Raw genomic sequence first — 25,037 nt, forward strand, 5'->3', positions numbered from 1 at the left:
ATTGGGATCGAGTTTTGGGACGCTCTTGGTCCTCCCGAAAACCTGTTGCGGGTGAGTGGTGGAACACCTGAGCTACTAACAAGCGCGAGACAGTAGCGCCAATCGATGTATCTGCTATGCTGGATATATGGAAAAAGATTCGGCTATTGTTGCGCTTGGTGCACTGGCACAGGGAACGCGCCTGGATGTGTTCCGCCTGCTGGTCCGTCACGAACCCGACGGCATGGCGGCCGGTGAAATAGCCCGTCAGCTAGACGTGCCCCAGAACACCATGTCGGCGCATCTCGGCATTCTCGCGCGCGCTGGCCTGATCCGCTCCGAACGGCATAGCCGCTCGATCATCTATCGCGCCGACCTCGATGGCCTGCGGGCGCTGACCCTGTTCCTCGTCAAGGATTGCTGTGCGGGCAACGCGGAACTGTGCGCGCCGCTCATCGCCGAACTCGCCCCCTGCTGCTGAAAGGACGCCCCGTGGCCGTCGATATCGTCATCTATCACAACCCCGATTGCGGCACCTCGCGGAACACGCTGGCGATGATCCGCAATGCCGGCATCGAACCGCATGTCATCGAGTATCTGAAGACGCCCCCTGCACGCGCGCTGTTGGTCGAGCTGATCGACCGCGCCGGTATGACGCCGCGTGAGCTGCTGCGCGAGAAGGGAACGCCCTATGCGGAGCTGGGCCTCGGCGACACGGCGTTGTCAGACGAAGCGCTGGTGGATGCGATGATGGCCCACCCGATCCTCATCAACCGGCCGCTGGTCGTCTCGCCGCTCGGCGTGAAGCTGTGCCGCCCTTCTGAAGCAGTGCTTGATTTGCTGCCTAGCGGCCAGCTCGGCGCGTTCGCCAAGGAAGACGGCGAACAGGTGGTGGATGCCTCAGGCCAGCGCGTCGTCTGATGCTGCTTGCCGTCCTGATCTTCGTCGCGACGATCACGCTTGTCATCTGGCAACCCAAGGGCCTCGGCATCGGGTGGAGCGCGATAGGCGGAGCCGTCGTGGCGCTACTTGCCGGCGTCGTCACCCTGTCCGACGTGCCGGTGGTATGGGGCATCGTCTGGAACGCGACCACCGCGTTCGTCGCGATCATCGTCATCAGCCTGTTGCTCGATGAAGCCGGGTTTTTCGAGTGGGCGGCATTGCATGTCGCCCGCTGGGGCGGGGGGCATGGTCGCCGGCTGTTCGTCCTGATCGTGCTGCTGGGTGCGGCAGTGTCCGCGCTATTCGCCAATGATGGTGCGGCGCTGATCCTGACACCAATCGTCATCGCGATGCTGCGGGCGCTGGGGTTCAAGGACAAGGCGACGCTGGCGTTCGTCATGGCGGCGGGGTTCATCGCCGACACCGCCAGCCTGCCGCTGGTCGTCTCGAACCTCGTCAACATCGTGTCGGCCGACTTCTTCCGGATCGGGTTCGGCGAATACGCAGCCGTGATGGTGCCGGTCGATCTCGTGTCGATCGCCGCCACGCTGGGCGCGCTGCTGATTTTCTTCCAACGTGATATACCGCGAGATTACGACGTGGGGGCGCTGCGCGCGCCCGGTGCCGCAATCCGCGACGCCGCGACCTTCCGCGCCGGATGGATCGTCCTTGCCCTGCTGCTCGCCGGCTTCTTCCTGCTTGAACCGCTTGGCGTGCCGGTCAGCGCCGTCGCCGCTGCCGGCGCGATCCTGCTGCTGGTGATCGCGGGGCGGGGCCATGTCATCCAGACCGGCAAGGTGCTGCGCGGCGCGCCGTGGCAGGTCGTCATATTCTCGCTCGGCATGTACCTGGTCGTTTATGGCCTGCGGAACGCCGGCCTGACCGATCATCTGGCGGCGCTGCTCGACTACACCGCGCAAGGCGGTGTGTGGGGCGCAGCGCTGGGAACCGGCGTGATCGCGGCCGTGCTGTCGTCGGTGATGAACAACATGCCGACCGTGCTGGTGGGCGCGCTGTCGATCGACGCCGCGCACGCGACAGGGGTGGTCAAGGAAGCGATGATCTACGCCAACGTGATCGGCTGCGACCTCGGCCCCAAGCTGACGCCGATCGGCTCACTCGCCACGCTGCTGTGGCTCCATGTCCTCGGCCAAAAAGGCGTGCGGATTGGATGGGGTTATTATTTCCGCGTCGGCGTGACGCTCACCGTGCCGGTACTGCTCATCACGCTCGCGGCGCTGGCGATCAGGATCAGCATCGCATGACAGAACTGACCATCACGCCACTGGAATCTAGCGAGCTGGGTGGGTTGGCGCAGGCTCTGGATATGGCTGCTCTGCCCAACTCCGATCTCGCTGAGCCGGATCGTATGTTCTTCCGGTTCGATGCCGATAGCCTCGTGGGTTGCGGTGGCCTTGAGGGGCGGGGGACCGATCGCCTGCTTCGCTCGATCGTCATCCTGGGCAATCATCGGGGGCATGGCTTGGGGCGAACGTTGGTCGCCACTCTCGAACAACAGGCACGCGATCTTGGTATCTGCCGCCTCCATCTGCTGACGACAACGGCCGCACCGTTCTTTCGGGCGCTCGGCTATATCGACGCCGATCGCGACGCCGCGCCCCCGGCAATAGCCGCCTCACGCGAATTTACGTCGCTGTGCCCCGCCTCGGCCTCCTATCTTGCGAAAACCCTCTGATGCCGCTCCGTACCGTTGCTGATCCCGATAGCCTGCCAGCGCTTGACCCTGCTTATGCCATCCAGCGGCCAGCCTTGGGTCTTGGCCCGCTCGATCCCGCGCCGCGTATCCTTCTGCTCTACGGATCGCTGCGCGAGCGATCCTGCTCGCGCCTATGTGTCGAGGAAGCGGCGCGTCTGCTCCGGTTTTTTGGATGCGAAACCCGCATCTTCGATCCGTCCACTCTGCCGCTGCCCGATCAGCACGCCGGTGACGATCATCCGGCCGTCCGCGAGCTGCGCGAGCTGTCGCTGTGGTCAGAGGGGCAAGTCTGGTGCAGCCCCGAACGGCATGGGCAGATTACCGGCATCATGAAGCTGCAAATCGACCACCTACCGCTCTTGATGGGCGGGATGCGTCCGACGCAAGGCCGCACGCTTGCCGTAATGCAGGTGTCTGCCGGCTCGCAGTCATTCAACAGCGTCAATACGCTGCGCGTGCTGGGTCGGTGGATGCGGATGGTGACGATCCCTAACCAGTCATCGGTAGCCAAGGCGTTCGAGGAATTTGACGATGCCGGCCGCATGAAGCCGTCGAGTTATTACGACCGGATCGTCGACCTAATGGAGGAGCTGGTGCGCTTCACGGTGCTGCTGCGCCCACATACCGCGCAATTGGTCGATCGCTATTCCGAGCGGAAGGAAGCCGGCGTGCCGGTCGACCCAGCGACAGATTTGTCCAGCATCGCCATTGCTCCACAATGCCAAGTCTCATGACAGCCATCCCGACCATTCGCACGGCCAATGTAGCGGATGCGGCTGCCGTCCAGGCGATCTATGCGCCCATCGTGAAGGGCACTGCTATCTCCTTTGAGGAGGTCCCGCCCTCGATCGCTGAGATGGGGGAGCGGATCGCCACGACCTTGGAAAATTATCCGTACCTCATCGCCGAGCGAAACGGCGAAGTCATCGGATACGCCTATGCCAGCCAGCATAGATCCCGCGCCGCCTATCGGTGGTCGGTCGATGTCACGGTCTACATCGCCGATCAGGCCCACCGGACGGGGGTTGGACGCGCCCTCTATTCAAGGCTGATCGCGGAGTTGACCGAGCGCGGAGTTCACGCCGCGTTTGCGGGCATCGCGCTGCCTAATCCCGGCAGCGTCGCGCTCCATGAGAGCATGGGCTTCACGCCGCTGGGTATCTACCGGGAGGTAGGGCAGAAGTTCGGGCAGTGGCACGACGTCGGTTGGTGGCAGCGGCTTCTACCGCGGCTTTCATAGCGCTGGCTTGCGCCCTTCAAGCAAAACTACCTGTAATCCCTACTCGATATGGGGGAATTAACTCTAAAAGGGCAAAGGTAGAAATTTGAATATCAGCGTCATCGCATCGCTACGCCGCCAAAAAACGGGGGTAGCAGCCCTCCTAGCCATGTGTGCGGCATCGTTAGGCGCGACGGGTGGTATTGCGCAGACGCCTTTGAACGATCGTCGTTCGATCATTCAGACGGCTACGACCGACGACCCTCAGCGAATCCCGGTCAAGGAAAGCACCGCTGCAAAAGCCGTCACCGTTCTGGTCGGTGGCTTGGTTTTCGATGCTAAATCCGCCCGGTCAGCACCTGCTACCGTGCTCATCGAGGGCAACAAGATCGCCGCAATATGGCCGGCGGGCCGTCGTGACTGGCCGGCGGACGCCCGGGTTATCAATGTCGGTGGCAAGACGGTCCTGCCTGGCCTGATCGATCTTCACGTCCATCTGACCTATCCGGATAGCACGACGCCGATCGACCTACAGGCGAGCGAAGGTGACGGCGTGCTGCGGGGGGCTAGAAACCTGCGCTGGATGCTGGAAGCCGGCATCACGTCGGTTCGCGATCTGAACGGCGTCGCGGATGCTCCGTACATTCTGGCAGACTGGAGTGCGACCAATCGTATTCCAGCGCCGCGCGTGTTCACTGCCGGGCATATCATCACGGGGACTGGGGGCCACGCGACCGAACGGCCGGTGTCGCCCAGCCACGGCCCCGACTATGCTTGGGAACGCAACGGCGCTGATGCCTGGCGGGGCGCCGTGCGGGAAACATTCAAGCGCGGCGCCACCATCATCAAGGTGGCAAGCCACTTCTCACCCGACGAGATTGCAGCGGCCGTCGATGAGGCGCATCGCCTAGGCCTGAAAGTCACCTGTGATTGTGAGACGGTCTACACCGCCCTCGCAGTAGATGCCGGCGTCGATATCATCGAGCATCCTTTGCCCCGCACGGACGACACAATCCGGGCCATGGCGCGGCATCATACGGCATCGGTCCCGACGCTCCAGGTCTACCAGAACGTACTTGATCGCTCCGGTGGCTTTTACGGGTCGACCTCTAGGCGTTTCACCTTATCCGCGCAGGCTGACTTCGACGTCTTCCGAAAGATGAAGGCGGCCGGGATCGTCATGGGGATCGGAACCGACACGATCGGCGATGCGAACCAGTTGGTCCCCAACGTCTACCTCGCCGAGCTGCAATGGTTCATCCACGGCGGCTATTCGCCAGCGGAGACGCTTCGTACCGCGACGCTGACCAACGCCCAAATCCTCGACATGGACGACAAGCTGGGCAGCATCACAGCAGGTAAGCTTGCCGACATTCTTGTCGTCGATGGTCGGCCCGATGTCGATATCGAGGCGCTGCGCAAGGTCGACAAGGTGTTTCGCGACGGCATCCTGCTCGTCGATGCTGGCCAGATCGTCGTGCCGCGACATCAGCCCAAGCCGCTGACAAAAGCACCACCCTTCGACGCTGTCCGCTGACAGCTGCGCGCCCGCGCTCTTCCCCATCACGCTGCACAGCGGAGATTTCCATGCATATCGTACCTAGCCTTCTGGCGCTTTCCGTTGCCTCGCTCACGCCTGCGCTCGCTCAGGCGCAGCAAAGCGATGCTCTTGCCGCTCCAACTGACACGGGCGAAGGCAGCGACATCGTCGTGACCGGCTCGCGCGGGCAACCGCGCACGGTCGCGTCCAGCCCAACCCCGATCGACGTCATCAGCGGTGAGGACATTGCTCGCCTGTCAGGTGGCTTGCAGCTGCGCGACGTCCTGACCCAGTTGGTGCCGTCCTTTCAGGCCCAACAGGTCGGCAGCTCGTCGTTCGACAGCGTAGCCCGTCCTGCCGGTCTTCGTGGACTGTCCGGGGTGCATGTCCTGGTGCTGGTGAACGGCAAACGGCGACATAATTCCGCGCTCATCAACCTCAATTCCGGTAACGTCTCGGCAGGGGGCAACCCCGTCGATCTGGACCAGATACCGGCCAGCTCGATCGAACGCATCGAAGTGCTCCGCGACGGCGCGGCTGCGCAGTACGGGTCGGACGCGATCGCCGGCGTCATCAACATCATTCTTAAATCCAATGCGACCGGCGGTACGGCCAACGTCGAGGTCGGCCAGCGTTACCACGACGGCGTCAACGGCAGCGACGGCGAAACCGTCAGCGCGCAGCTCTCACATGGTTTCGCGCTGGGCGATCGGGGCTCGCTGGCATTGTCGGTGGACGGCAAATATCAGAATGCGACGGTCCGCAATTCCGACGTGACCGGCACCTTCTATTTTCCGGTGAACGGCCAGCCTGATCCGCGGGAAGCCACGGTCAACCGCCGTACCTATCAAGGCGGCTTGCCTCAGCTGCGGCAAATCCAGGCGGCGCTGAATGGGCGGTATGACCTCGGCAATGTCGAGGCCTATGCCACCGCCACATTGGGGTATCGCGAAGCTCGCGTTGGGCAGGCAGGCCGCAAGCCCAATGCCACCAGCAATATCCTCGCGATCTTTCCGGACGGCTTCACACCGTTCTACACCCTCCATGAAACCGACGGCCAATTCACCGGTGGACTGCGCGGAAACGTCGGCGGATGGAAGCTCGATCTCAGCAGCACCTATGGTCGCGACTATGCACGCAGCGGCGCGGACAACTCGCTCAACGCTTCGCTCGGTGCCAGCAGCCCGACGTCGTTCGATACGTTCAGCGCGGCTTTCGACCAGTGGACCAACAATCTCGACCTGACGAAAAGCTATGCCATCCTTGGCGGGCGCAATCTCCAGATCTCTGCCGGCGCCGAATACCGCTACGAAAGCTATGTCACCAAGGCACTTGATCCAGCGGCCTACACCAATGGCGGATATGTCTTCCCGGCAGGAACGCCCCTCGCCCGACAGCCGGGCGCAGTCGGTGCTCAAGGTGCGATCATCGTGACACCGAGCGACCAGGCTGACATCAAACGCAATGTCTGGGCTGGCTATGTCGACCTCGCTCTTGATGTCACCAGTCGCCTTCTCGTGACGGGCGCGGTGCGGTATGAAACCTATGACGACAGCTCGGGCGACGTGTGGAGTGGCAAGGTGTCAGCGCGCTACAAGGTCGCAGATTGGCTCAATCTGCGCGGCGCATTCTCCAACGGCTTCCGTGCCCCGAGCCTTGCGCAGCAGGCCTATGCGCAGACGTCGACCCAGTTCAATCTCGTCAGCGGTGCATATCAGCTGATCGAATCCAAGATCGTTTGTACCGGATCGCCAATCGCTGCTGCACTCGGGGCAGCGCCCCTGACCCCGGAAAAATCCCGCAACTACAGCGTCGGCTTTGCGCTGACGCCGATAGCTGGTTTGTCGGTGACGGCGGACGCCTATCAGATCGACATCGACGATCGGATTACGCTTACTGGCCTTCTTTCCAGTGCAGGGGTACGCGCCATTTTGCGCGCAAATGGCCTCTCGGGCGACCAGTATGTGCGCTTCTTCACCAACGCGATCGACACCCGCACCCGCGGTATCGATATCGTTGGTTCGTACAACCTGCCCCTTGGAGAGTTTGGCCGGCTTCGCACGACGATCGGCTACAATCACAATGTCACGAACATCAAAAACATCGCCCCGACGCCTACCCAGCTTTCGGGACTTGGTCTGACACTCTTCGACCGGCAGACGCAGGGATATTTCACCGTCGGAACGCCAAAGGATAAGCTGATCCTCGGTCTTGACTGGAACCTGGATCGCTTGGGGATCAACCTTAGAGAGACGCGTTACGGAAACTGGGCAACGCTCAACAATACACCCAGCCTGGACCAGTTTTATGGCGCGAAGTGGATCACTGACCTAGAGGTTGGATATGACGTCACACGTGCAGCTCGTGTAGCGGTAGGTGCTTATAATATTTTTGACACCTACCCTGACAAGAGCACCGTCCCCAACACCATCGGTAGCTCAATCTATGGTGGTAATTCGCCATTCGGGGCTTACGGCGGCTACTACTACGCCCGTTTGTCTTTGCGGTATTGACCGCACCAATTTAGTTTTTTGAGAGGCGATTTAGACGTGCCGCTCATGGGTGGCACGTCTCATTGAGCAAAGCGTCCCTCAAACGAAGGTTCAGAGGGACAGCATTGGAAGGCTCACGTTCCAGATGCCTCCTGATTTAGCCCTTTTTCCAAAACCTGTTCCCAATTGCATTTTCCCGAAACTGCCTGCCGGACATGGAGAAACGGGACTGCTGCGAGTAGTTCGAACGGATGGTTTCGGGATGCCGCGCCGCATGCTAAATCGGCGAACAACGGGTCGGTTTTGCACGCCAGGCTGAGACAGCAAGGACCCAGAAGCGGCCATTGGAAGCCCGCTATTCGCTTCCCACTTTCTGCCATTCGTTCATCTCGCGAAAACGGTCCACTCACGGCAACGTTGGGCGGCCGCATGTCTCCTATTGGGGGGATCGTGCATGTGCTGAAGGTTGGTTGTCGCTGGTGCAACTGCCCGGCCGATTATGGGCCATCGACGACGATCTACAACCGGTTCAACCGCTGGTCGCACCGTGGCTGCTGGCTCAGTGACCTGAGCCCTCCGGATTGGTCCGTTTTTTGTGAGAAATTCCCGGTTAGGTTTGGCAGGTGCCGGACGAGGGAATCCGCCAATGAAGAAGTCGAGGATCAGTGAGCAGCAGATAGCGTTCATACTCAAGCAGGCCGAGGATGGAACAACCGTCGAGGAAGTGTGCCGGAAGGCCGGCATATCAATCCAGACCTACTACCGATGGCGTAGTAAATACGGAGGGCTGATGCCGTCGGAGATGAAACGCCTGAAGGTGCTGGAGGAGGAGAACGTCCGGCTGAAGCGGCTGGTGGCTAACCTCAGCTTGGACAAGGAGATGCTGCAGGACGTCATCCGCCGAAAAATGTAGGGCCTGGTCGAGCCCGGGAGATCGTCGGCTATTTGCAGGCGAGCTACCAGGTCAGCGAACGGCGAGCCTGTAGCGCGTTTCCGATCAATCGATCGACCCAGCGCTATCAGTCCCGCCGCCTCGATCAGGCCGGCCTCAAGATGCGGATCAAGGAGTTGGCTGCAACCCGTGTTCGCTACGGGTATTGACGCATCCATGTGCTTCTCCGACGGGAGGGCTGGGAGATCAACCACAAGCGCACTCATCGGCTGTATCGCGAACTCGGGCTGCAGCTGCGCAACAAGACGTCCAAGCGCAAGGTGAAGGCGAAGCTGCGCGATGACCGGACGCCAGCGACGGCGCCCAACGAGTGCTGGTCGATGGATTTTCTATCGGACCAGCTGTTCGACGGGCGCAAAATCCGCGTGCTGTCGATCGTCGACAACTTCACCCGTGTGTCGCCAGCGCTCGACGTACGGACGAGCTACCGCGGCTCTGACGTGGTCGAGACGCTTGAGCGCATTGCCGCGGTACATGGTCGTCCCAAGCGCGTTCGTCTGGATAATGGCCCGGAATTCATCTCGAAGGATCTCGACCTGTGGGCATACCAGCATGACGTGGTGCTGGACTTTAGCAGGCCTGGGAAGCCAACCGACAATGCGTTCGCGGAGGCGTTCAACAGCCGGGTGCGGGCCGAATGCCTCAACGCATACTGGTTCTTGAGCTTGGACGACGCGCGGATAAAATGTGAGGCGTGGCGGCGCGATTACAACGAGCACCGTCCGCATAGCTCCCTCGGCAACCAGACCCCGATGGAGCGCGCTTTTTCATCAGGGCAGGCATGCCTGCCCTGATGAAAAGAGAGCCGGTTTTCTCATAAAGACCGGACCTAAGATGGGGTGAGGCTCACCTTGATCCAGACTGTCATAGTCGATGGACCACTCAGAAGGGGGCAACTCACTATGGCCAAGCGGATTGGCCTGGGTCGTAAGCCGGGACAAAGCCCCAAGGCTGGGCAGGGCACCAAACCGGAAGCTGCTAAAACCCCCCGCAAGGGCAAGTCGGTCGCAGCTGCCAAGGCAGCGGCGCAGGCGCATTTGAGCGGCGGCGAATGTAAGAAAGGGGGCGGAAACGACCGCCCCCTCTGAAAGTGCATCTGCCCCTGCCTTTGTGGCAAACTGCAAAAATCTATGGTTGCGCCGTATGGCCCAACACTAAGTTTGAAGGCAGTCAGTCTCGGGATGCCGTGAGGGTGTGACGGCACTGGCGTATGCGGCTGGGTGCGTAGCCAAGCTGGGGATAATCACCAATGACGCGGGCCCAGGCATCAGGAAGCACCCGTCGGCGTGGCAGCTTACAATTCTGCCGGCTGCGGCACGTTGTTCAGAGCCAATCTGACGTCACCTGTAGCGCAAAAATTTTTCGTAGGGGGGGGCAGATGCGGCGGGACGCATCGCATTAGCTCACATGGTCCGGTTCATCGACGACCGTCAGTGCTCGCCGAAAACCTAATCAGAAATGGGCACGAAAGTGGGCATCATTCGTCGAGAATAAAAATAATGCAGTAAAAACAATTAGATCTGGCGGAAGAGGTGGGATTCGAACCCACGGATGGCTTGCACCATCGCCGGTTTTCAAGACCGGTGCCTTAAACCGCTCGGCCACTCTTCCGGGATCGCGGTGGAGGGGCCTCTACGCCAAGCCGCGGGCCGAATCCACTGTCGATTTGAGGGCGGGCGGCGCGGCTGGGCGTGCCGGTCTTGCGGTGGTGCGAGGTTCCGGCTTCGGCCCGGCTATGGCACATAGGTACCCATGTGGGGGGACATTACCCGGCGCCTGAAGCGCCTCGCCATCGTGTCGATCTTTGCGGCCTCGGTCAGCGCAGCACCCGCCTGCGCGCAGGACGAGGCCGGATTTCAGGCCTATCTACAACAGGTGCGCGGCACCGCGATGGCGCAAGGCGTCAGCCGGACGACCCTGGACTCGGTGCTGCCGACCTTGACGCTGAATTCGCGCGTGATCGAACTGGACCGGCGCCAGCCCGGCGGCCCGGCCAATAGCGGGTTCAGCCCCTTTGCGCCCTATAAGGCCGCGCATGTCGATGCCGCGCGCATCGGCCGGGGCCGGACCAAATATCTGGCGCAGCGCCCGCGTCTGTCGCGGATCGAGCGCGAGACGGGCGTGCCGGAATCGATCATGGTCGCGATCTGGGGGCATGAGACGAATTACGGAGCCTATACCGGCAATTTCGACCTGCTGCGCTCGCTGGCGAGCCTGGCCTATGAAGGGCGGCGGCGGCCCCTGTTCGAGGGCGAATTTATCGCCGCGTTGAAGATGATGGACCGGGGCGTGACCCGCGACCAGCTGAAGGGCAGCTGGGCGGGCGCGACCGGCAATCCGCAATTCCTGCCCTCCATCTATCTGCGCCTGGCCCGCGATGGCGATGGCGACGGTCGCGCCGATATCTGGAACAGCGAGGCCGATACGCTGGTCTCAATCGGCAATTATTTCGTCAATGCCGGATGGCGGGCAGGACAGCCCTGGGGCTTTGCGGTGACGGTGCCCGCGGGCTTCGACCGTTCGATGGTGCGCAACCGGCTGGTCAGCCCCCGCTGTCCCCGCGTATTCGAGCGGCATAGCGGCTGGCGGACCATCGCCGAATGGCGCGCGATGGGCATCGTGCCGCAGGGCGCGGCATGGCCCAATGACCAGGTGCTCGCCACGCTGATGGAACCGGACGGGCAGGGGGCGACCGCCTATCTGCTGACCGGCAATTACCGGGTTATCCTGGATTATAATTGTTCGAACTTCTACGCATTGTCCGTCGGATTGCTGGCCGATGCGATTGCGGGCTGAGGCGATCGCGCTGCTGGCGCTGGCTCTTGCCGCGCCGGTCGGAGCCGTGGCGGCAGAGGATTCGCCGCCGGTCCGTTATGGCAAGTACGATGCCACCGGCCAGGCGAGCTGGTACGGGCATGAACTGGCCGGGCGGCGCACCGCCACGGGCAAGCGATTCGATCCCGACGACGTGATGATCGCGCATCGCACGCTGCCGCTTGATTCGATGGTCGAGGTGACGGATGTCGATACCGGCCGGGCGATCGTTGCGCGGGTCGGCGACCGGGGGCCGGGCCGCGCCGACCGGGTGGCGGACCTGTCGCTCGGCGCGGCGAAGCTGCTGGGCACGAACCGCCGGTCCGTCGCGCATATCCGGCTGCGCGCGCTGTCGCCCGGCAGCGACAAGCCGGGGCTGATCCTGGCGGGGGCGAGCGCGGTTCTGCCGGTCGCCCGCCCGATCGCGCTGGATCCGCAAGCCCATTACCGCGTGCAGATCGCCAGCTTTTCCAGCCCGTCCCGTGCGCAGGCGCTGGCCCGGCGTTTCGCCGCAAAGGCGATACCTGCCGGTCGGGTCTGGCGGGTGGAGCGCGCCGGACTGAATGCCGATTCCGCCAAAGCGCTGCGTGACGCGGCGGCAGAGGCGGGTTATGACGACGCCCGCATCCTGCATCAGGATTGACCTGTCGGCTCCCTTTGGTCACGGAACACCCATGAAGACCCTGTACGCATCTTTTGCCGCTCCGCTCGCCCTGGTCGCGATGGTCACCCCCTCGGTCGCGGCCGCGCCGCAATTCGATACGCCCGCGCCGGTCGCCTTCATGAAGGACCTGTCCTCGGGCGCGATCCTGTTCCAGCGGGATGCCGATCGCCGGATGCCGCCCGCCTCGATGGCGAAGATGATGACGGTCTATGTCGCCTTCGACTTGGTCAAGAAGGGCCAGCTGAAGCTGAACGACATGGTCACGGTGCAGCCGGAGACCTGGAAGAAGTGGCATGGGCCGCAGGCGGGTTCGACCATGTTCCTGTCGCCGAACGAACAGGTCAGCGTCGCCAACCTGCTGTACGGTATCGTCACCCTGTCGGGGAATGACGCGTGCGTCGTGCTGGCCGAGCATATCGCGGGCACCGAGCAGAATTTCGTCGAGCGGATGAACCGCACCGCCAAGCAGATCGGCCTGAACAACAGCCATTTCGGCACTGCCAATGGCTGGCCGGACGGTGGCGTGACCTATGTCACCGCGCGTGATCTGGCCGATCTGGCCGATCACACGATCCAGGACTTCCCGCAGCTCTACAAGCAATTCTACTCGAAGCGGGATTTCACCTGGGGCAAGACGATGGGCGGCAACGCCATCACCCAGGCGAACCGCGACCCGCTGCTGGGCCGCGTTGCCGGTGCCGATGGCCTGAAGACCGGCCATACCGAAGAGGCGGGTTATGGCTTCACGGGCTCGGCCGAGCAGAATGGCCGTCGTCTGGTGATGGTAATGGCCGGGCTGAACAGCTCGAACGCGCGCGCCGAAGAGTCGGTGAAGTTCATGAACTGGGGCTTCCGCGCGTGGCAGGCCAAGCCCGTCGTGGCCAAGGGCAAGAAGGTCGCCGATGCCGAGGTCCAGATGGGCTCGTCGAGCAGCGTCGGCCTCGTCGCGCCGCGCCAGCTGACCGTGACCCTGCCCGCCGGGCTCGACCCCGCGATCAGCGCCAAGGTCATCTATCAGGGCCCGATCAAGGCTCCGATCAAGGCGGGTCAGCATATCGCCGATCTGGTTGTCAGCTCGCCCGACATGCCCGCGCAGCGCCTGCCGCTGGTCGCGGACAAGGATGTCTCCGAGGCGGGCTTTTTCGGTCGCGCCTGGGCTGGGCTGACCTCGTTCTTCGGTTGATCGCAGATTGATGCTGCCGGTCGGCAATAATGCAGGCCAGGCTGCCTTCGCCGCCGCGCTGGGCGGGGCCAAGCTGCACCATGCCTGGCTGATCGCCGGGCCGGAGGGTGTGGGCAAGGCCAGCTTCGCGCGCGCAGCGGCCACCCGGCTGCTGGCGCGGGCGAGCGGGGCTGGGGCCTTGCCGCCCGGCCTGGCGGTGCCGGAGGACCATCCGACCGCCAGGCTGATGGCGGCGGGGTCGCATCCCGATTTCCGGGTGATGGCGAGGCTGCCCAAGGATGCCGAGAAGCCGGATCAGGACCTGGCGCGGTCGATCACCATCGCGCAGGTCCGCACGCTGCAACCCATGTTCGCGACCGCGCCCGCCATGGGCCCGGCGCGGGTCGTCCTGATCGACGCGATCGACGATCTGGAGCGGGGCGGGGCGAACGCGCTGCTGAAAAATCTGGAGGAGCCGCCTGCGGGGACGGTCTTCCTGCTGGTCAGCCATGCACCGGGGCGGTTGCTACCGACCATCCGGTCGCGCTGCCGGTTGCTGCGGTTCGAGCGACTGTCCGACACCGATGTCGCACGGGTGCTGCGCCAGCAACTGCCCGAGGCGGATGAGGATGAGATCGCCTCGCTGGTCGCGGTGGCCGATGGTGCGCCGGGCCGGGCGCTGCGCTTTGCCGGGCTCAATATTGCGGGACTGGACGGTGCCATCGCGCGGATCGCGGAGACGGGCGATCCCGGCAATGCCGAGCGGGTGAAGCTCGCCAAGTCTCTGGCGGGCAAGGCGTCGCAGGCGCGCTACGAGGCGTTTCTGGACCGGGTGCCCGCGTTTATCGCAAGCCGCGCGCGCGGGCGGTCGGGGCCGGGGTTGAAGGTGGCGTTGGACGCCTATGCCGCCGCGCAGGATCTGGCGGGGGCGGCGCGGGGGCTGTCGCTCGATGCGCAGGGGACGGTGTTCGAGATGGCGGGAATCATCGCGACCTTGCGGTGAAGCTTTCCCTTGGCCTTCGACTTCGCTCAGGCTGAACGGCGGTGGCGAGTGGGGCCAACTGAGCACATCCGCTCAGCCTGCGCGAAGTCGAAGGCCACGCCCTGCCGCCAACCGAACAGCCCGTTACAGACCTACCCGCTCGAAATGCCCAGGCGCGAAGCCTTCGATCGCCAGCGTGGCGATCCGCTCCGCCACCACTTCCGGCGCCTTGACCGAGGCCGGGTCCTCACCCGGATAGGCCTTGGCACGCATCTGGGTCCGGGTCGCGCCAGGATCGACGATGGCGGTACGGATCGCGCTGATCTCGGACGTCTCGTCGCCATAGGCGCCGAGCAGCGTCTCGAACGCCGCCTTGGACGCGCCATACGCACCCCAATAGGCCCGCGGTTTGCGCCCGACCGAGGAGGTGACGCCGATCACCCGAGCACCGCCCGACCGGCGAAGCATCGGGTCGAACGCGGCGATCATCGCCGCCTGCGCACTGACGTTCAGGGTCAGGACCCGCGCGAATTCCTTGGCATCGATCGCAGGAACGGCGGCCAGCGAGCCCAGCATCCCGGCGTTCAACACCAGCACGTCCAGCGCCTGCCAGCGTTCACCGATCGCCGTCGCGAGCCGCCCGATCGACTCATTCTCGGCCAGATCGAGCGGCGCGATGGTGGCCGATCCCCCGGCGTTGAAGATCGTCTCCTCGACCTCTTCCAACCCCTTCGGCGTGCGCGCGGTCAGGATGACATGCGCGCCCGCCGCGCCCAGCGCAATGGCGGTCGCCGCGCCGATGCCCCGGCTGGCACCCGTGACCAGCGCCAGCTTGCCGTCGAGTGCACCCGCCATCAGGCGACCCGCTCGGCCAGCATCGCGAACTGGTCGACCGACGCGGTCTCGTCATGGTCGGTCAGCGTGGTCGGATAATCGCCGGTGAAGCAGGCATCGCAATAGCTGGGCTTGTCGCCGCGCGATGCGTTCAGCGCCTTGTACAGCCCCTCGATCGACACGAAGGACAGGCTGTCGGCATGGATGAAGTCGGTCATGCCGCCCAGGTCGAGCTTGGCCGCCAGCAGCTTGGCACGCTCGGGCGTGTCGACGCCATAGAAGCAGGAGTGGCGCGTGGGCGGCGATGCGATGCGCATATGCACCTCGGCCGCGCCCGCTTCGCGCATCATCTGCACGATCTTGAGGCTGGTGGTGCCACGCACGATCGAATCGTCGACCAGGATGATCCGCTTGCCCTGGATCAGCGCGCGATTGGCATTGTGCTTCAGCTTGACGCCCAGATGGCGGACCTTGTCGCCCGGCTGGATGAAGGTTCGGCCGACATAGTGCGAGCGGATGATGCCCAACTCGAACGGGATGCCCGAAGCCTGGGCATAGCCGATCGCGGCGGGGACGCCCGAATCGGGCACCGGGATGACCAGATCGGCCTCGACCGGCGACTCATGCGCCAGCTGCGCGCCGATTTCCTTGCGCACCGAATAGACCGACTGGTCGCCCGCGATCGAATCGGGGCGGCTGAAATAGACCCATTCGAAGATGCAGGGACGCGGATCGACCGCCTGGAAGGGACGGATCGAGCGGATCTCGGTGCCCTGCACGATGACCAACTCGCCCGGCTCGACCGCACGCTCGAAGGTCGCGCCGCACACGTCCAGCGCGACGGTTTCCGACGCGAAGATCACCGCGCCGTCCAGGCGACCCATGACCAGCGGACGGATGCCCAGCGGATCGCGGCAGGCGATCATGCCCTCGGGCGTCATCACGATCAGTGCATAGCCGCCCTCGACCTGCTTCAGCGCGTCGATGAAACGGTCGAGCAGGGTGCGGTAGTTGGAGGTCGCGACCAGATGGATGATCGTCTCGGTATCGCTGGTCGACTGGAAGATCGAACCGCGACGGACGAGCTCACGACGCAGCTTCATCGCATTGGAAATATTGCCGTTATGCGCGATGGCGAAGCCGCCGGTCGACAGGTCGGCATAAAGCGGCTGGACATTGCGCAGCGACGTGTCGCCGGTCGTCGAATAACGGACATGGCCGCAGGCGACTTCGCCCGGCAGGCCACGGATCACGTCGTCACGGTCGAAATTGCCCGCGACATGGCCCATCGCGCGGTGGGTATGGAACAGCGTGCCGTCGAAGCTGGTGATGCCCGCCGCTTCCTGCCCGCGATGCTGGAGCGCATGCAGGCCGAGCGCGGTCAGCGCGGCTGCGCCATCGGCGCCGGTCACACCGAAAATACCGCATTCCTCGCGGAGTTTATCGTCGTCGAAGGGGTTGGTGGTCAGCATGGGAGAGGCGCTCGCAACGTTCGCAACTAAGGGGCAGACGGGGCGCATATAGGAATGTCGTCCGCGTTTGTCGCCTGTTTGTCATCATCCACGGGATCATTTTCGCCAAGACTGCGTTTCGGGACCGAAAGCAGGAGATGCCATATGGCACGCGATCACGGCGCCCAGATCAAGGATGATGCCCTGTACGAGGAGCTGCGCAAGCAGGGTCAATCCAAGGAAAAGGCGGCGCGTATCGCCAATGCCAAGGCGAAGGGCAGTCTGGACCACAATGCCACCCATCTGGAGGATCGGACCAAGGACGATCTGCTGGCCGAGGCCCGCAGGATTGGGATCGCGGGACGGTCGAAGATGAACAAGGATGCGCTGATCGAGGCGATTCGTGGGCACGGGTGACGCCCCTCCATCATCGCTCAAGACGGTGGAGGGTCGACTACCATTCGCAACGGATGACTTTGGCCGCATTCCGCTCTAACCCCGCCGCATGGCCGATCACCGCGACACCGGGCTGACGCTCGATCCCAAATTCGACAGCAATGGCTTGCTGACTGCCATCGCCACCGACCGTGCGACCGGCGAGTTGCTGATGGTCGCGCATATGAATGCCGAGGCGCTGGAGGCGACGCGCACGACCGGCGAGGCGCATTTCTGGTCGCGCAGTCGGGAGCGACTCTGGAAGAAGGGCGAAAGCTCGAACAATGTGTTGCGCGTGGTCGAGATGCGGATCGACTGCGATCAGGACGCCATCTGGCTGATCTGCGATCCGGCGGGGCCTGCCTGCCATACCGGGGCGCGCAGCTGCTTCTATCGCCGGATCGAGGGGGACGGGCTGGCGCCGGTCGCGTGATCCGGCGGAGAGTCGCGCTGGCGTCCCTGTTGCTGCTGACCGCCTGTGGGCAAGCGGGCGAGGGCGCGGACGACGGGGCAGGCGAAAGGCTGGAGGCGGCGAGCATCGCCGCCGGGCTGGTCGCCGATCCGGCTGCCGCACCGCTGGACGGCATCTGGTCGCGGGACACGGATCGCATGTGCATCCTGCCTGCCGGAACGGGGCCGGCCCGCCGGGTCGGCGTGGTGGTGGATTACGGCGAAGGGCAGGGCTGCACCGCCATCGGCACCATGGAGAGATCGGGTTCGGCGTTGAAGCTGACGCTCGGGTCATGCCGCTTCACCGCGCGGTTCGACGGGGACGCCATCCAATTCCCCGCGACATTGCCCTCGACCTGCAATGCGTTCTGCACCGGCCGGGCGACGCTTTCGGCACTGAATGTCGAGCGGATCAGCGCCTCGGTCGCCGAAGCGCAGGCCTTGCGCAGTGCGAACGGCACCGCGCTTTGTGCAGATTGACGTTCACGTAAAGGGCATTTAGCCTTCGGTGTCATGATCCAGGTCGCCGCCTCCGCCGAACCGCTGCCCAGTGCCGATCGCGACGATTATTCGATCACGGAGCTGTGCGCCGAGTTCGGCGTCACCGCCCGCGCCCTCCGCTTCTACGAGGATGAGGGGCTCATCTCGCCGCAGCGGCGGGGCACGCAGCGTATCTATTCGCAACGCGATCGCGCGCGGCTCGCCTGGATCCTGCGGGGCAAGCGGGTCGGGTTCAGTCTGGCCGATATTCGCGAGATGATCGATCTGTACGATCTGGGTGACGGCCGTCGTCTTCAGCGCGAGGTGACGCTGGAGCGCTGCACCGCCAAGATCGAGGCGCTTCAGGCACAGAAGCGGGACATCGACGCGGCGATCGCCGAGCTGACCGAGTTCGTCGCGCTGGTCGAATCGCACCGGGGTTAGGAACACGCGCGTCACAGCGGCAAAACCATCCTGAAAGCCTCATCCGTCCATCTTGGCGAAGGCCGGGATCCAGTGGGGTGAGGGGAGAGAACCCTGCCATCGTCTCGCACCTGGACCCCGGCCTTCGCCGGCGTGGTCATAAGTTGTTGGGGTTGGGAAACCCCTATAGCAGGGGCGTTTTCGGCTTGGACTCGATCGGCGGCGTACTGGCGCGGCGGACGCCGGACAGTTCGCCGGTGGGGGTTGGGGTCGGGCTGGGCTGCGGCGTGGGAGCAGCCAACGGGACGATGGTCATCGACATGCGCTTCATGCAGCGCGCGCCCTTGAACGCCGGATAGACGCCGCAATTCCACAAGGTCCGCTCCAGCCCGATGCCGGCGTCGCGGAAATAGCTGAACGCCATGGTCTCCATCTGGACCGGATTGAGCGGCACCGAGAAGGCCGTCTCGGCGGCATCGCGCCAAGCCATGACCGTGCAATGCTTGCGTGCCCCGCACAGGGTCGTCGCCAGCGCCGGGAAGCCGTCCGGCAACAGTCCGGCGGGCAGGGTGATGAGGAAGGTGTCGGGTTCGCTGGCCAGTGGCGCCATGGTCCCCGTCGCGGCGGCCCCTTCGGCCAGCGCGGCCCCGGCATCGTCGCTGGCATCGGTCCCCGCCCGGTGCGCGGGCGAGAAGGGGGCCAGCTGGGTGATCACCGGTTCCCCCGCCACCATATGCCGGTTGAAGGCGGGGGGCGTGCCCCACCAGCCGGACCAGCGGAAGAACAGGTGGCTGCCGACCCGCGCCACCTTGTCCAGGCTCGCCTGCCAATAGGGCACGACCCAATCGGTATGATAATGGGTCGCATGGCCGACCGCGGGGACGACCTTGCCGTTCAGCGCCATCGCCGCGATCTGGCGCGCGCGGGTCCAGGCGGCTTCGGGCGGCTGCCACTTGGTCAGCGCCCCGTCGCAGCTGAAGGTGAACTGGCAGCCGGTGCTGCGCTCCTGCCCCTCGAACACCACGCCGCACACCGTCTTGGGGAAGGCGGGATGGCGAAGCCGGTTGAGCACGACCTGCGCCACGGCCTGTTCACCCTTGGCGTCATCGCCCGCCTCGTACAGCACACCCGCCGCCAGACAGTCGAGCGCGCGCGCCTTGTCCTCCGCCGATCCGCGATAGAGAAAGGGCCGGGCGGCCGGATTGGGATCGGTCGAGAAGGGCACCCCCGCATTATAGGCGCGCGCCTCGTCCGGGCTCATGTCGACGAACGCGACCGGCTCGACCGGGGGCAGCTCGGCTGGAGGGACGACGCGCGGCACCGGTCGGGTGCGCTGTCCTGACCCGTGCTGGGTGCGGGGAATGTCGGGCGCATTCGCCACGAGCAAAGCCGGTACGACGCTGGCCGTACCGGCGATGGCGAACAGCGCCGCGCGGATGCCGCCGCGCCGCCGGGACGTGTCGTTCACTGTTCGGGCAGGAAGTCCGGCACCGACAGATAACGCTCGCCCGTGTCATAGTTGAAGCCGAGCACGCGGACGCCCTCGGGCAGGTCGGGCAGCTTCTGCAGGATCGCGGCCAGCGTCGCGCCGGACGAAATGCCGACGAGAATGCCCTCTTCGGTGGCCGAGCGGCGCGCCATGTCCTTGGCGACATTGGCATCGACCTCGATCACCCCGTCGATCGCCTGGGTGTGGAGATTGGCGGGAATGAAGCCTGCGCCGATGCCCTGGATCGGGTGCGGACCGGGCTGGCCGCCCTGGATCACCGGCGAGGCGGCGGGCTCGACCGCATAGACCTTCAGGCCGGGCCATTCCTTCTTCAGCGTCTCGGCAACGCCGGTGATATGGCCGCCGGTGCCGACGCCGGTGATGATGACGTCGATCGGCGAATCGCGGAAGTCGTTCAGGATTTCCTGCGCGGTCGTGCGGACATGCACATCGATATTGGCCGGATTCTCGAACTGCTGCGGCATCCAGGCGCCGGGCGTCTCACGCACGATCTCCAGCGCGCGTTCGATCGCGCCCTTCATGCCCTTTTCACGCGGCGTCAGGTCGAAGGTCGCGCCGTAAGCCAGCATCAGGCGGCGACGCTCGATCGACATGGATTCGGGCATGACCAGGATCAGCTTGTAACCCTTGACCGCCGCGACCATCGCCAAGCCGACGCCGGTATTGCCGCTGGTCGGCTCGACGATGGTGCCGCCGGGCTTCAGATCACCCTTGGCCTCCGCCGCCTCGATCATCGCCAGCGCGATGCGGTCCTTGATCGACCCGCCGGGGTTGGAGCGTTCCGACTTGATCCAGACCTCCGATCCGGGGAACAGCCGCTGGAGCTTGATGTGCGGCGTATTGCCGATCGTTTCCAGGATGGTGTTGGCCTTCATGGCTTGGCTTCTCCGTGGCTAGGTTCGGTTGCAAGGATTTCAGGCGGATCAAAGGTTCGCGCGCGCCGGAGTTCCGGGAACAGCCGCGACCAGAGCAGGGTGACGCCGATCGCGCCCAGCCCGCCGAACACCACCGCGCCGACCGGGCCGAGGATCGAGGCCATGACCCCGCTCTCGAACTCGCCCAGTTCGTTGGAGGCCGAGATGGTCAGCTGCGACACCGCGCTCACCCGTCCGCGCATTTCGTCGGGGGTATGAAGCTGGATCAGCGACTGGCGGACATAGACCGACACCATGTCGGCGCCGCCCGCGCAGATCAGCGCGATCAGGCTGAGCAGGAAGGCGGGGTGGATGAAGATGTTGAAGCCGCCCAGCGCCAGCGTCCCCGTGCCCAGACCCAGCGCGCCGGTGATATGGCTGGCGATGCCGAAGGTCAGGATCGACAGCCCGAACACGATGACGGCGATCAGCATCTTGACCCCGACATTCTGCGTCATCGGCTTGAACGAGAACCAGATGGCGGTGGTCGCCGCGCCGATCCCCATGCCTGCCGCCAGCACGCCCAGCCCCTGCGATCCGACATGCAGGATATCGCGCGCATAGACCGGCAGCAGCGAGGTCGCGCCCGCCAGCAGCACGGCGAACAGGTCGAGGGTGATCGCCGCCTGCACCAGCCGATTGCGGCGGACATAGCTGAACCCCTCGACGATTCGGGTCAGCGGGCGACGGTCGGTCTGCGCGGGCGGCTGCGGCACCGGGCCGATCAGGAAGATGCAGAACAGCGCGATCGCGAACAACAGGGTCGCGACGCCGTACGCGAATTCGGGATGCACCGCATAGAGCAGGCCACCGACGCTGGGTCCGGCGATGGTGCCGACCTGCCACGCGATCGAACTGACCGCGATGGCGGTCGGCAGGCTTTCACGCGGCACCAGATTGGGGGCAAGCGAGGAATAGGCCGGTCCCGAAAAGGCCCGCGCAATGCCGAAGGCGACGGCGGCGGTGAACAGCGCACCCAGCGTCAGATGCCCCGACCATGTCAGGAACCAGAGCGCGGCGGCGGTGAGGACCAGGAGCGTCGTCGTGGCCCGCACGATCCAGCGGCGGTCGACGCTGTCGGCGACCAGCCCGGTGATCGGGGTCAGCAGGAACAGCGGCACGAACTGCGCAAAGCCGATCATGCCCAGCATGAACGCGGCCTGGCGCACGTCCATGGTCTCGCGCGCCAGATTGTACACCTGCCATCCGATCACGATCGACATGGCGGATACGGCGATCGTTCCGCTGAACCGCGACAGCCAATAGCTGCGGAAATTGGCGATGCGAAACGGATGTAGGGGTTTGTCCATGGTTGACGCGCGTTGTAGGCTGTGGTTCGCCGACAAGGCAACCGAGGCAAAGCTATTCACCCCTAAATTCCCGCTGTCCCGATGGGAATTTAAAGGGGGAATTGAGTTTCGTGACAAAGCGCGCCAATAGGCTCGCATCCTTCCCTAACGGAAACAAAGGTGTTCCCGACTGTGGCAAAAGCTCCAAGCCGTACCAGCGAGCCCCCCATTCCCAATCGGGAGCGTCCCGCCGAACCGCAACCGTTCCAGGCTACCAAGGAACAGTTGCTGGATTTCTACAAGCAGATGCTCCTGATCCGCCGCTTTGAAGAAAAGGCGGGTCAGCTCTATGGCCTCGGCCTGATCGGCGGTTTCTGTCACCTGTATATCGGCCAGGAAGCCGTGGCGGTGGGTCTCCAGTCGGCGCTCGACGGCGACAAGGATTCGGTCATCACCGGATATCGCGACCATGGTCATATGCTGGCCTATGGCATCGATCCCAAGGTCATCATGGCCGAGCTTACGGGGCGTGCCGCCGGCATCTCCAAGGGCAAGGGCGGGTCGATGCACATGTTCTCGACCGAGCATAAGTTCTACGGCGGCCACGGCATCGTGGGCGCGCAGGTGTCGCTGGGCACCGGCCTGGCGTTCGGGCACAAGTACAGCAATGACGGCGGCGTCTGCCTCGCCTATTTCGGCGACGGCGCGGCCAATCAGGGCCAGGTGTACGAAAGCTTTAACATGGCCGAGCTGTGGAAGCTCCCGATCATCTTCGTGATCGAGAACAACCAGTACGCCATGGGCACCGCGGTCAACCGCGCCTCGTCCGAGGACCAACTGTATCGCCGTGGCGAGAGCTTCCGCATCCCCGGCATCCAGGTCGACGGCATGGACGTGCTGGCGTGCCGTGGCGCGGCCGAAGAGGCGCTGGCCTGGGTCCGTGCGGGCAAGGGTCCGGTCATCCTGGAGATGAAGACCTATCGCTATCGCGGTCACTCCATGTCCGACCCCGCCAAGTATCGCAGCCGCGAGGAAGTGCAGGGCGTGCGCGACAAGTCCGATCCGATCGATCACGTGAAGCGTCTGCTCGAAGAGCAGGGCGTGACCGAGGCCGATCTGAAGGTCCTGGAGCAGGACATTCGCAAGCAGGTCAACGAAGCGGCGGACTTCGCCGAGCAGACCCCCGAGCCCGATGTGGCTGAACTCTACACTGAAGTGCTGGTGGAGCGTTACTGAGATGGCGATCGAGATCAAGATGCCGGCCCTTTCCCCGACCATGGAAGAGGGCACGCTCGCCAAGTGGCTCGTGAAGGAAGGCGATACGGTCAAGTCCGGCGACATCATGGCCGAGATCGAGACCGACAAGGCGACGATGGAATTCGAAGCCGTCGATGAGGGCGTGATCGCCAAGATCATCGTCGCCGAGGGCACCGACAATGTGAAGGTCGGCACCGCCATCGCGCTGTTGGCCGAAGAGGGCGAGGACGTCGCGTCCGCCGCCGCTTCGGGCTCGCGGTCGGGCGATGCGGCCAATGCCGCGCCGAAGAACGAGGCGACCGACCACAACGCCCCGCCGATGCCGGAAGGCGCGGCTGCGGCGGAGCAGGAAAGCGGCACGCAGAAGCTGGTCGCCGCCGCCGAGCAGGAAGCGCCCGCCTCGCCGGAAATCCCGGAAGGCACCGAGATGGTGAAGCTCACCGTCCGCGAAGCGCTGCGCGATGCGATGGCCGAGGAAATGCGCGCCGACGATCGCGTCTTCGTGATGGGCGAGGAAGTCGCCCAGTATCAAGGCGCGTACAAGGTCACGCAGGGCCTGCTGGACGAGTTCGGCGACCGCCGCGTCATCGACACGCCGATCACCGAATACGGCTTTGCCGGTGTCGGCACCGGTGCCGCCATGGGCGGCCTGCGCCCGGTCATCGAGTTCATGACGTTCAACTTCGCCATGCAGGCGATCGACCACATCATCAACTCGGCCGCCAAGACCAACTATATGTCCGGCGGCCAGATGCGCTGCCCGATCGTGTTCCGTGGCCCCAACGGTGCCGCCAGCCGCGTCGGCGCGCAGCACTCGCAGAACTATGGTCCGTGGTACGCCTCGGTCCCCGGCCTGATCGTGATCGCGCCCTATGACGCGGCCGATGCCAAGGGCCTGCTGAAGGCCGCGATCCGTTCGGAAGATCCGGTCGTGTTCCTCGAGAACGAGCTGATGTACGGCCGTTCGTTCGACGTGCCCAAGCTCGACGATTTCGTCCTGCCGATCGGCAAGGCGCGGATCATGCGCGAGGGCAAGGACGTGACGCTCGTCTCCTACTCGATCGGCGTGGGCGTCGCGCTCGAAGCCGCCGAGAAGCTGGCCGCCGAGGGCATCGACGCGGAGGTCATCGACCTGCGCACGCTGCGTCCGCTCGACACCAAGACGGTGCTGAAGTCGCTCGCCAAGACCAATCGCCTGGTCGTGGTCGAGGAAGGTTGGCCGACCTGCTCGATCGCATCGGAAATCACCGCCGTGGTGATGGAGGAAGGGTTCGACGACCTCGACGCACCGGTGCTGCGCGTGACCAACGAGGACGTGCCGCTGCCTTATGCCGCCAACCTCGAAAAGCTGGCGCTGGTCGACGCGAACAAGGTCGTCGCGGCGGTCAAGAAGGTGACCTATCGCGGCTAAGCCATCGGGTAACCTTCTGGTTTGAAAGGGGCCTTCCGGGAAACCGGGAGGCCCTTTTTCATGGGCGCTACCTGTGCGAAGGGCAGGGGATGACCGACGCTTCCGCCGCCGCCCCGCCCC

At 64.3% G+C, this 25,037-nt stretch carries 23 protein-coding genes, 1 tRNA gene and 2 pseudogenes; 20 read left to right on the forward strand and 6 right to left on the reverse strand.

The window, feature by feature from the left end; genetic code table 11:
* Positions 1 to 127: 127 nt before the first annotated feature.
* From NS355_RS15525 to NS355_RS15570, 10 genes and pseudogenes are all read left to right on the forward strand, one after another.
* A complete protein-coding gene (locus tag NS355_RS15525; protein WP_058746512.1) occupies positions 128 to 460 on the forward strand; it encodes an ArsR/SmtB family transcription factor in 333 nt (110 codons plus the stop codon).
* 11 nt (positions 461 to 471) lie between these two features.
* Positions 472 to 900 carry an arsenate reductase (glutaredoxin) gene (gene arsC, locus NS355_RS15530; RefSeq protein ID WP_058746513.1) on the forward strand — a complete coding sequence of 143 codons (429 nt, stop codon included), beginning with the start codon at positions 472 to 474 and terminating at the stop codon, positions 898 to 900.
* On the forward strand, positions 900 to 2,186 hold the full coding sequence (locus NS355_RS15535) for an arsenic transporter (RefSeq protein ID WP_058746514.1): 1,287 nt from the start codon (positions 900 to 902) through the stop codon (positions 2,184 to 2,186). The genes arsC and NS355_RS15535 overlap by 1 nt, the downstream gene beginning before the upstream one ends.
* Positions 2,183 to 2,617: an arsenic resistance N-acetyltransferase ArsN2 gene (gene arsN2, locus NS355_RS15540; RefSeq protein WP_058746515.1), complete on the forward strand. Its 435-nt coding sequence runs from the start codon at positions 2,183 to 2,185 to the stop codon at positions 2,615 to 2,617. Before NS355_RS15535 ends, arsN2 begins: the two co-directional genes overlap by 4 nt.
* Positions 2,617 to 3,372, forward strand: a complete 756-nt coding sequence (gene arsH, locus NS355_RS15545; RefSeq protein ID WP_058746516.1) for an arsenical resistance protein ArsH — start codon at positions 2,617 to 2,619, stop codon at positions 3,370 to 3,372. The genes arsN2 and arsH overlap by 1 nt, the downstream gene beginning before the upstream one ends.
* Positions 3,369 to 3,878, forward strand: a complete 510-nt coding sequence (locus tag NS355_RS15550; RefSeq protein ID WP_058746517.1) for an arsinothricin resistance N-acetyltransferase ArsN1 family B — start codon at positions 3,369 to 3,371, stop codon at positions 3,876 to 3,878. The genes arsH and NS355_RS15550 overlap by 4 nt, the downstream gene beginning before the upstream one ends.
* A gap of 85 nt (positions 3,879 to 3,963) precedes the next feature.
* The gene (locus NS355_RS15555) at positions 3,964 to 5,394 is read left to right on the forward strand and encodes an amidohydrolase family protein (RefSeq protein WP_242122336.1); all 1,431 of its coding nucleotides are present in this window, start codon (positions 3,964 to 3,966) and stop codon (positions 5,392 to 5,394) included.
* Between the two features lie 50 nt (positions 5,395 to 5,444).
* Entirely contained in the window at positions 5,445 to 7,910 is a 2,466-nt protein-coding gene (locus NS355_RS15560) for a TonB-dependent receptor plug domain-containing protein (protein ID WP_084788020.1), read from the forward strand.
* Between the two features lie 417 nt (positions 7,911 to 8,327).
* A pseudogene (locus tag NS355_RS18410) lies at positions 8,328 to 8,477 on the forward strand (transposase); the annotation flags it as partial.
* 58 nt (positions 8,478 to 8,535) lie between these two features.
* Positions 8,536 to 9,635, forward strand: a pseudogene (locus NS355_RS15570) (IS3 family transposase).
* Between the two features lie 727 nt (positions 9,636 to 10,362).
* On the opposite strand, the gene NS355_RS15575 reads toward NS355_RS15570, so the two are convergent.
* Positions 10,363 to 10,452 (reverse strand) — tRNA-Ser (locus tag NS355_RS15575).
* A gap of 141 nt (positions 10,453 to 10,593) precedes the next feature.
* Between NS355_RS15575 and NS355_RS15580 the strand changes: the two genes are divergently transcribed.
* Genes NS355_RS15580 through NS355_RS15595 form a run of 4 tightly spaced genes read left to right on the forward strand, consistent with a single transcriptional unit; the run spans position 10,594 to position 14,484 of the window.
* Positions 10,594 to 11,637 (forward strand): lytic murein transglycosylase, encoded by a 1,044-nt coding sequence (locus NS355_RS15580; RefSeq protein ID WP_058746521.1) that lies wholly within the window; start codon positions 10,594 to 10,596, stop codon positions 11,635 to 11,637.
* Entirely contained in the window at positions 11,621 to 12,298 is a 678-nt protein-coding gene (locus tag NS355_RS15585; protein WP_084788022.1) for a septal ring lytic transglycosylase RlpA family protein, read from the forward strand. The genes NS355_RS15580 and NS355_RS15585 overlap by 17 nt, the downstream gene beginning before the upstream one ends.
* A 31-nt stretch (positions 12,299 to 12,329) precedes the next feature.
* Positions 12,330 to 13,502 (forward strand): D-alanyl-D-alanine carboxypeptidase family protein, encoded by a 1,173-nt coding sequence (locus NS355_RS15590; RefSeq protein WP_058746523.1) that lies wholly within the window; start codon positions 12,330 to 12,332, stop codon positions 13,500 to 13,502.
* Between the two features lie 7 nt (positions 13,503 to 13,509).
* On the forward strand, positions 13,510 to 14,484 hold the full coding sequence (locus NS355_RS15595; protein ID WP_058746524.1) for an AAA family ATPase: 975 nt from the start codon (positions 13,510 to 13,512) through the stop codon (positions 14,482 to 14,484).
* 123 nt (positions 14,485 to 14,607) lie between these two features.
* On the opposite strand, the gene NS355_RS15600 is transcribed toward NS355_RS15595, so the two are convergent.
* Together NS355_RS15600 and purF are read right to left on the reverse strand one after the other, a co-directional pair.
* Positions 14,608 to 15,318, reverse strand: coding sequence for an SDR family NAD(P)-dependent oxidoreductase (locus tag NS355_RS15600; protein WP_058746525.1), 711 nt, complete (start codon positions 15,316 to 15,318; stop codon positions 14,608 to 14,610).
* Positions 15,318 to 16,769 (reverse strand): amidophosphoribosyltransferase, encoded by a 1,452-nt coding sequence (gene purF, locus NS355_RS15605; protein WP_172839649.1) that lies wholly within the window; start codon positions 16,767 to 16,769, stop codon positions 15,318 to 15,320. Before purF ends, NS355_RS15600 begins: the two co-directional genes overlap by 1 nt.
* A 144-nt stretch (positions 16,770 to 16,913) precedes the next feature.
* Between purF and NS355_RS15610 the strand changes: the two genes are divergently transcribed.
* The 4 genes from NS355_RS15610 (at position 16,914) to NS355_RS15625 (ending at position 18,557) form a co-directional block, all read left to right on the forward strand.
* Entirely contained in the window at positions 16,914 to 17,165 is a 252-nt protein-coding gene (locus NS355_RS15610) for a DUF7218 family protein (RefSeq protein ID WP_058746526.1), read from the forward strand.
* A gap of 88 nt (positions 17,166 to 17,253) precedes the next feature.
* A complete protein-coding gene (gene hisI / locus NS355_RS15615; protein WP_058746527.1) occupies positions 17,254 to 17,616 on the forward strand; it encodes a phosphoribosyl-AMP cyclohydrolase in 363 nt (120 codons plus the stop codon).
* Complete coding sequence (locus NS355_RS15620) at positions 17,613 to 18,113, forward strand: hypothetical protein (protein WP_244489709.1); 501 nt, start codon at positions 17,613 to 17,615, stop codon at positions 18,111 to 18,113. Before hisI ends, NS355_RS15620 begins: the two co-directional genes overlap by 4 nt.
* Positions 18,114 to 18,146: 33 nt before the next feature.
* A complete protein-coding gene (locus tag NS355_RS15625) occupies positions 18,147 to 18,557 on the forward strand; it encodes a MerR family transcriptional regulator (protein WP_058746528.1) in 411 nt (136 codons plus the stop codon).
* A gap of 163 nt (positions 18,558 to 18,720) precedes the next feature.
* Here NS355_RS15625 and NS355_RS15630 read toward each other — a convergent pair whose 3' ends face one another.
* The 3 genes from NS355_RS15630 to NS355_RS15640 are packed head-to-tail and all read right to left on the reverse strand — an operon-like array spanning position 18,721 to position 22,270.
* Positions 18,721 to 20,004, reverse strand: coding sequence for a cell wall hydrolase (locus NS355_RS15630; protein ID WP_058746529.1), 1,284 nt, complete (start codon positions 20,002 to 20,004; stop codon positions 18,721 to 18,723).
* The gene (cysK, locus tag NS355_RS15635; RefSeq protein ID WP_058746530.1) at positions 20,001 to 20,921 is read right to left on the reverse strand and encodes a cysteine synthase A; all 921 of its coding nucleotides are present in this window, start codon (positions 20,919 to 20,921) and stop codon (positions 20,001 to 20,003) included. Before cysK ends, NS355_RS15630 begins: the two co-directional genes overlap by 4 nt.
* Complete coding sequence (locus tag NS355_RS15640; RefSeq protein ID WP_058746531.1) at positions 20,918 to 22,270, reverse strand: MFS transporter; 1,353 nt, start codon at positions 22,268 to 22,270, stop codon at positions 20,918 to 20,920. Before NS355_RS15640 ends, cysK begins: the two co-directional genes overlap by 4 nt.
* A gap of 171 nt (positions 22,271 to 22,441) precedes the next feature.
* Here NS355_RS15640 and pdhA point away from each other — a divergent pair, with 171 nt between their 5' ends.
* Entirely contained in the window at positions 22,442 to 23,485 is a 1,044-nt protein-coding gene (pdhA, locus tag NS355_RS15645) for a pyruvate dehydrogenase (acetyl-transferring) E1 component subunit alpha (RefSeq protein ID WP_056432896.1), read from the forward strand.
* 1 nt (position 23,486) lies between these two features.
* On the forward strand, positions 23,487 to 24,917 hold the full coding sequence (locus NS355_RS15650) for a pyruvate dehydrogenase complex E1 component subunit beta (RefSeq protein WP_058746532.1): 1,431 nt from the start codon (positions 23,487 to 23,489) through the stop codon (positions 24,915 to 24,917).
* The last annotated feature ends 120 nt before the right edge of the window (positions 24,918 to 25,037 follow it).

This window comes from Sphingomonas yabuuchiae (assembly GCF_001477495.1).
Taxonomy (GTDB): domain Bacteria; phylum Pseudomonadota; class Alphaproteobacteria; order Sphingomonadales; family Sphingomonadaceae; genus Sphingomonas; species Sphingomonas yabuuchiae_A.